Genomic DNA, 5887 nt, shown 5'->3' with positions numbered 1-5887 from the left:
CGCCGGAACTGGCCGACCAGGCACGGCGGCTCACCGAGCGACGGTTGGCCGCGATCGAGACCCTGTGTCAGGCCTAGCTCGCGAGCGTGGGGCGCCTACTCATTTCACGGCGGGGTCAGAGTGCGTCCAGGTGGTGGGCCAGGTGGCGGTGGCCGACGGCCTCGTAGCCGACGATGGTGACCACCGGGGCGAGTGCCACGACGATGAGGCACCACGACACCGGCACGCCCGCGAACGCCATCACGATGCTCGCGACCAGCACCGCGGCGGTGAGCCCGACCAGGAGGATGTGGAACGGGTCGATCACGTGCATGAACGAGTTGTAGAGGACGTAGAGGAGCAGGGCGTACGCCGCGACCGGGATGGTCACCGAGGCGACCGTGCCGACCTCGCCGAGCTCGGAGTGGTGCTCGAGCAGGTAGGCGGCCACGTGGAGGCCGGCGCCGGTGGCGGCGATCGAGGCGAACAGCAGGATGTGGCCGTAGCCCCACAGGAACGAGCGGTCGCGGCGGCGGTGGAGCACCTCGGCCCACGGGATCGTGAAGTAGGTCCACCACTGCCCGAAGGTCAGGCCGATTCCGGCCGTGAGCAGCAGGATCGCGTCGAGGCTCCATCCGAGCTCCGGCTCGTGGACGATCGCGGACATCACCGCGACGGTGCCGATCACGCCCTCGCCGAGGGTGATGATCACCAGCAGGCCGTAGCGCTCGGCGATGTGGTGGGCGTGCCATGGCGTGCCGCCGAAGTGGCGCTCGGCGATGAAGGGGCCGGCCAGCTCTATCACCAGCGGCACCAGCATCGCGGCGAACGCGGTCAGCACGTCGAGCGGCAGGATGGCGATGATGCACCAGAGCACCTGCGCCGTGAGGATCGTGATCAGGTAGACCCGGTGCGCACTGCGCCGGGCCGGATCCTGGCGCCAGGCGCGCATCCACTGGCCGCAGAGGGCGATCCGCATCACGACGTACCCGGCGATCATGACCTCGTTGTGGAGCCGCTCGCCCTCGTAGACGCTCTCGAACATCTCCGGCAGGCCGAGCGCCATGATGATCACGCCCACCATCTGCACCATCGTGAGCAGCCGGAAGGCCCAGTCGTCGGTGTCGTAGGCCGAGGCCATCCAGGAGTAGTTGATCCAGGCCCAGCAGATCGCGAACGACGCGAAGCAGAACGCCACGATCCCCGCAGCGACGTGTCCTTCCGCAAGCTGGTGGGCCAGCTCGTTGCCACTCACCCCGAAGGCCACCACGAAGGTGAGGTCGAAGAGCAGCTCGAGGGGCGTGGCACCTCGATGCTCCTCGTGCGGGTCGCGTCCGGTCATCTGCCGCAGGCGGCTCGTTGCATTCACGGTGGTGAGGATAGGTCCTGACGGCGTACGTTTCCTGGCATGAGCGACATCCTGATCAAGGTGCGTGGTTCACACAGTGTCGAGGTGACGCCGGAGCGCGGGGTGGTGTCGGCCGAGATCCGGTTCGACGGGTCCTCGCCGGAGCCGGTGATGGAGCGCCTGCAGCGGGAGCTGCACAGCGTGCGGGCCGAGCTCGAGCGTCTCGAGCGGGATGGTGCGATCGAGCGGTTCGTCGTCCATCGGGTGCGTACGTCGGCCGAGCGGCCCTGGCGTCAGGACGGCAAGCAGCTGCCCCTGGTGCACCGTGCGTCCGTCGGTCTCGCGGTCGAGTTCATCGACTTCACCGCGCTCGCGACCTGGGTCGGCCGCACGGCCGGCGACGATGGGCTGCAGGTCCACGAGGTCTCCTGGCGGCTGACCAAGGACAGTCGGCTGAAGGTCGAGCGGGACGTACGTCAGGAGGCGGTGCGCCAGGCCAAGGTGCGTGCGCAGGACTACGCCGACGCGCTCGACCTCGGCCCGGTCGTGGTCCGGAGCATCAACGACGTCGGTGTCAGCCGCGAGGTGGCGTACGAGTCGGCGGCGATGGCGATGCCGGCCGCCGCCAAGTTCGCGGATGCTGGGTCGGCGGCCCCCGACCTGGCTTTCGACCCCGACGACATCACGGTCTACGCCGAGGTGGAGGCCGCCTTCACGGTCATCACCTGACCGCAGCCGGGCCTACTTCGCGGCGGCGCCCAGCTGGGCGTCGAGGCGCTCCGGGGAGAGCAGGTGGTTGATGGCCACCGCTGCGCAGCCGACCATGCCGGTGGAGTCGGCATGGGTCGAGGGGACGAAGGTCAGGTCGCGGGTGGCGAGCGCGGTGGAACGCGAGTAGACGGTCTCGCGCACGCCCGCGGTGAAGAGATCGAAGGCGGCGGCCATGTCGCCGCCGATGACGACGACCTCCGGGTTGAGCAGGTTGATCGCGATGGCCAGCACCTCGCCGAGCTGGCGGCCGGCCTCGCGCAGGAGGCCGCGGGCGATCGCGTCACCGGCCAGCGCGGCGGCGACCAGGTCGCGGATGTGGCCGGCGGAGACGCCGGAGTCGACCAGGCCCTGGGTCAGTGCCCAGCCGGCCGCGACGGTCTCCAGGCAGCCGGTCGCCCCGCAGCGGCAGGGGCGCTCGCCGGCGGACTCGACCCGGGTGTGCCCGATCTCGCCGACGGCGCCGGCGTGCCCGCGCAGCACCCGGCCGTCGGCGATGACCGCCAGACCCAGGCCGGTCGAGGCCTTGACGACCAACGCGTCTTTCGGGTGCAGCCCCGTGCCGAAGAGCTCGGCCGTGGCCAGCGCATCGGTGTCGTTGACGAGCACCAGGGGGCCGTCGGTGAGCCGCTCGAAGTAGGGGTCGAGCGCGACGCCGTCCCAGCCCCGCATCACCGGTGAGTCGACCGAGACCCGGCGGACGGGGTCGACGACGCCCGGCAGACTCATCCCGACGCCGAGCACCGGCGGCTCGATCCCCTCCAGGAGGCGCTCGAGCCGGTCGGCCACGTCGGGCATCAGGTCGTCGGCGGCGATCCCCACCTCGTGGTCGCGGGTGTCGCCCGCGAGCTCGCGGCCGTCGAGGTCGAAGACGGCGAGCTGGCTGCGGGAGCGTCCGATCGCCACCGCCAGCACGACCCCGGCGTCGGCGTTGAAGCTCAGCGACCCCGGCGGCCGGCCACCGGTCGAGGCGAGCTCCTCGCCGGTGAGGATCAGCCCGGCCTCGACGAGAGCCGAGACCCGGGAGACCACGGCCGTACGCGACAGGCCGGTCGTCTTCTGCAGATCGCTGCGGGTCACGGCACGTCCGGAGCGCACCAGATCGAGGACGTCGGCGGCGGTTGTCATCTCGGGCATAGGGTGAGCCTACGCCACTTATGTCTTCCGCGTACCAAAGATTTACTTGTATCGATCCAAAGATCGTGACATTGTGTGCCAAAGCACACAGCCTTTGGAGGACCCGTGACTGCCGTTTCCCCCACCGTCGCCGACGTCACCGCTCGTCTCATCGAGCGTTCCGCCGCCACGCGGGCCGACTACCTGGCCCGCATCGGGGCCGCCCGTGTCGCCGGACCTGCCCGCGGCCGGCTCGCGTGCAGCAACCTCGCGCACGGTTTCGCGGCCTCCACCGCGCCGACCAAGGCCGAGCTCAAGGTGATCACCCCCGCGGCGAAGCCCAACGTCGCGATCGTGACCTCCTACAACGACATGCTCTCCGCGCACGCGCCCTACGAGACCTACCCGCCGCTCCTCAAGGCCGCGGTCATGAGGGCGGGCGGGCTGGCGCAGGTCGCCGGCGGCGTACCCGCCATGTGCGACGGCATCACCCAGGGCCGCGACGGCATGCAGGTCTCCCTCTTCTCCCGGGACGTGATCGCGATGTCGGCCGGGATCGCGCTCTCCCACGACATGTTCGACGCGGCGCTGATGCTGGGCGTGTGCGACAAGATCGTGCCGGGCCTGCTGATCGGGGCCCTCTCGTTCGGCCATCTGCCGACCGTCTTCGTGCCGGCCGGCCCGATGTCCTCCGGCCTCCCCAACAAGGAGAAGGCCCGCGTCCGCCAGCGGTACGCAGCGGGCGAGGCCACGCGTGAGGAGCTGCTCGAGGCCGAGGCCGCCAGCTACCACTCCCGCGGCACCTGCACCTTCTACGGCACCGCCAACTCCAACCAGCTGCTGATGGAGGTGCTCGGCCTGCACCTGCCGGGCTCCTCGTTCGCGTCCCCGGACACCCTGCTGCGCGCCGCGCTCACCCGCGCCGCCGCCGCGCGGGCCACCGAGCTGGCGCTGACGGGCGGACCGGGTGTCGGCGAGATGATCGACGAGAAGTCGATCATCAACGCCTGCGTCGCGCTGCTCGCCTCGGGTGGCTCGACCAACCACACGATGCACCTGGTCGCCATCGCGCGCGCTGCCGGGATCCAGCTGACCTGGGACGACATCTCCGACCTGTCGCCGGTCGTCCCCCTGCTCAGCCGGATGTACCCCAACGGCTCCGCCGACGTGAACCACTTCCATGCGGCCGGCGGCGTGAGCTTCCTGATCCGCACCTTGCTCGAGGCCGGGCTGCTCCACGAGGACGTCACCACGATCCTCGGCCCGGGGCTCTCGGCCTACACCCAGGAGTCACGGCTCACCCGCGACGGCGACATCGAGCTGGTCGAGGGCGCGCCGGTCTCCGGTGACCTCGACGTGCTGCGACCGGCCGACGACCCGTTCTCGCCCGACGGCGGCCTGCGAGTGCTGACCGGCGAGCTCGGCACCGCGGTCATCAAGACCTCCGCGGTCGCGCCCGAGCACCGGGTGGTCTCAGCCCCCGCGGCCGTCTTCGACGACCAGGCCGACTTCCTCACCGCCTTCTCCGAGGGTCGCCTCGACGGTCGCGACTTCGTCGCGGTCGTGCGCTACCAAGGCCCCGCGGCCAACGGGATGCCCGAGCTCCACAAGCTCACCCCGGCTCTCGGTGTCATGCAGGACCGTGGCCAGCACGTCGCCATCGTCACCGACGGCCGGATGTCCGGTGCGTCGGGGAAGGTGCCCGCCGCCATCCACCTCACCCCGGAGGCAGCGCTCGGCGGACCGCTCGCCCGGGTGCAGGACGGTGACCTGATCACCGTCGACGCCGTCGCCGGCACGCTCTCGATCGGGGTCGACCCCGACGAGTTCGCGCACCGTCCGGCCACCGGTCGCGCACCGCTCGACGCCGAGTGGCGCGGCACCGGCCGCGAGCTCTTCAGCGCCTTCCGTGCCACCGTCGGCTCTGCCGACACCGGCGCCTCTGTGTTCCAGTTCGCAGCATCGTCCCAGGAGAGCCCCGTCCATGTCTGACCTGAAGTCCACCGACCTGCTCGACCTCTCCCCGGTGATCCCGGTCGTGGTCGTCGACGCGATCGACCAGGCGGTGCCCGTGGCCCGCGCCCTCGCCGAGGGTGGCGTGCCGGTGGTCGAGCTGACGCTGCGTACGCCGGTGGCGCTCGACGCCATCCGGGCCATCGCCGCCGAGGTGCCGGAGGTCCTGATCGGCGCCGGCACCGTCACCACGCCGCTGCTCGCCAAGGAGGCCGCCGCGGCCGGGGCCCAGTTCCTGGTCTCGCCGGGCGCGACGCCGACGCTGCTCGGTGCGATGCGTGACACCGGGTTGCCGTTCCTGCCCGGCACGGCCACCGTCTCCGAGGCCCTCGCGGTGCTCGAGACCGGCCACACCGCGATGAAGTTCTTCCCGGCCGAGGCCTCCGGCGGTGCCAAGTTCCTGGGCTCGCTGCCGTCGGTGCTCCCCGACGCACGCTTCTGCCCCACCGGCGGCATCTCGCTCGCCACCGCCCCGAGCTACCTCGGTCTCCGCAACGTCGGCTGCGTCGGCGGCTCCTGGCTCACCCCTGCCGACGCGCTCGCCGCGGGCGACTGGGACCGCGTCACCGCCCTCGCGGCCGCCACCGCCGCCCTCCGCTGACCCGGCGCTACTGTCCCGGAAAAACCCGCCGAGTCGGCGCAACTGTCCCGCCTGCTCGGGAC

5 protein-coding genes are annotated in these 5887 nt (G+C 71.3%); 3 read left to right on the top strand and 2 right to left on the bottom strand.

Annotated elements, in window-relative coordinates:
• Positions 1-115: 115 nt before the first annotated feature.
• The gene (locus tag ACFVJS_RS25925) at positions 116-1348 is read right to left on the bottom strand and encodes a low temperature requirement protein A (protein WP_378886379.1); all 1233 of its coding nucleotides are present in this window, start codon (positions 1346-1348) and stop codon (positions 116-118) included.
• Between the two features lie 39 nt (positions 1349-1387).
• On the opposite strand from ACFVJS_RS25925, the gene ACFVJS_RS25920 reads away from it, so the two are divergent.
• Positions 1388-2056 (top strand): SIMPL domain-containing protein, encoded by a 669-nt coding sequence (locus tag ACFVJS_RS25920; protein ID WP_378886378.1) that lies wholly within the window; start codon positions 1388-1390, stop codon positions 2054-2056.
• 12 nt (positions 2057-2068) lie between these two features.
• Here the strand turns inward: ACFVJS_RS25920 and ACFVJS_RS25915 are convergent, their stop codons facing one another.
• Positions 2069-3232: an ROK family protein gene (locus tag ACFVJS_RS25915; RefSeq protein ID WP_378886376.1), complete on the bottom strand. Its 1164-nt coding sequence runs from the start codon at positions 3230-3232 to the stop codon at positions 2069-2071.
• 105 nt (positions 3233-3337) lie between these two features.
• On the opposite strand from ACFVJS_RS25915, the gene edd reads away from it, so the two are divergent.
• Together edd and eda are read left to right on the top strand one after the other, a co-directional pair.
• Positions 3338-5203: a phosphogluconate dehydratase gene (gene edd / locus ACFVJS_RS25910; RefSeq protein ID WP_378886374.1), complete on the top strand. Its 1866-nt coding sequence runs from the start codon at positions 3338-3340 to the stop codon at positions 5201-5203.
• On the top strand, positions 5196-5825 hold the full coding sequence (gene eda, locus ACFVJS_RS25905) for a bifunctional 4-hydroxy-2-oxoglutarate aldolase/2-dehydro-3-deoxy-phosphogluconate aldolase (RefSeq protein ID WP_378886373.1): 630 nt from the start codon (positions 5196-5198) through the stop codon (positions 5823-5825). Before edd ends, eda begins: the two co-directional genes overlap by 8 nt.
• The last annotated feature ends 62 nt before the right edge of the window (positions 5826-5887 follow it).

The sequence above is a fragment of the Nocardioides sp. NPDC057772 genome, assembly GCF_042798075.1.
Taxonomy (GTDB): domain Bacteria; phylum Actinomycetota; class Actinomycetes; order Propionibacteriales; family Nocardioidaceae; genus Nocardioides.
Note: the sequence above shows the minus strand (reverse complement) of the source record. Positions and strands in the feature narration are given on the sequence as shown.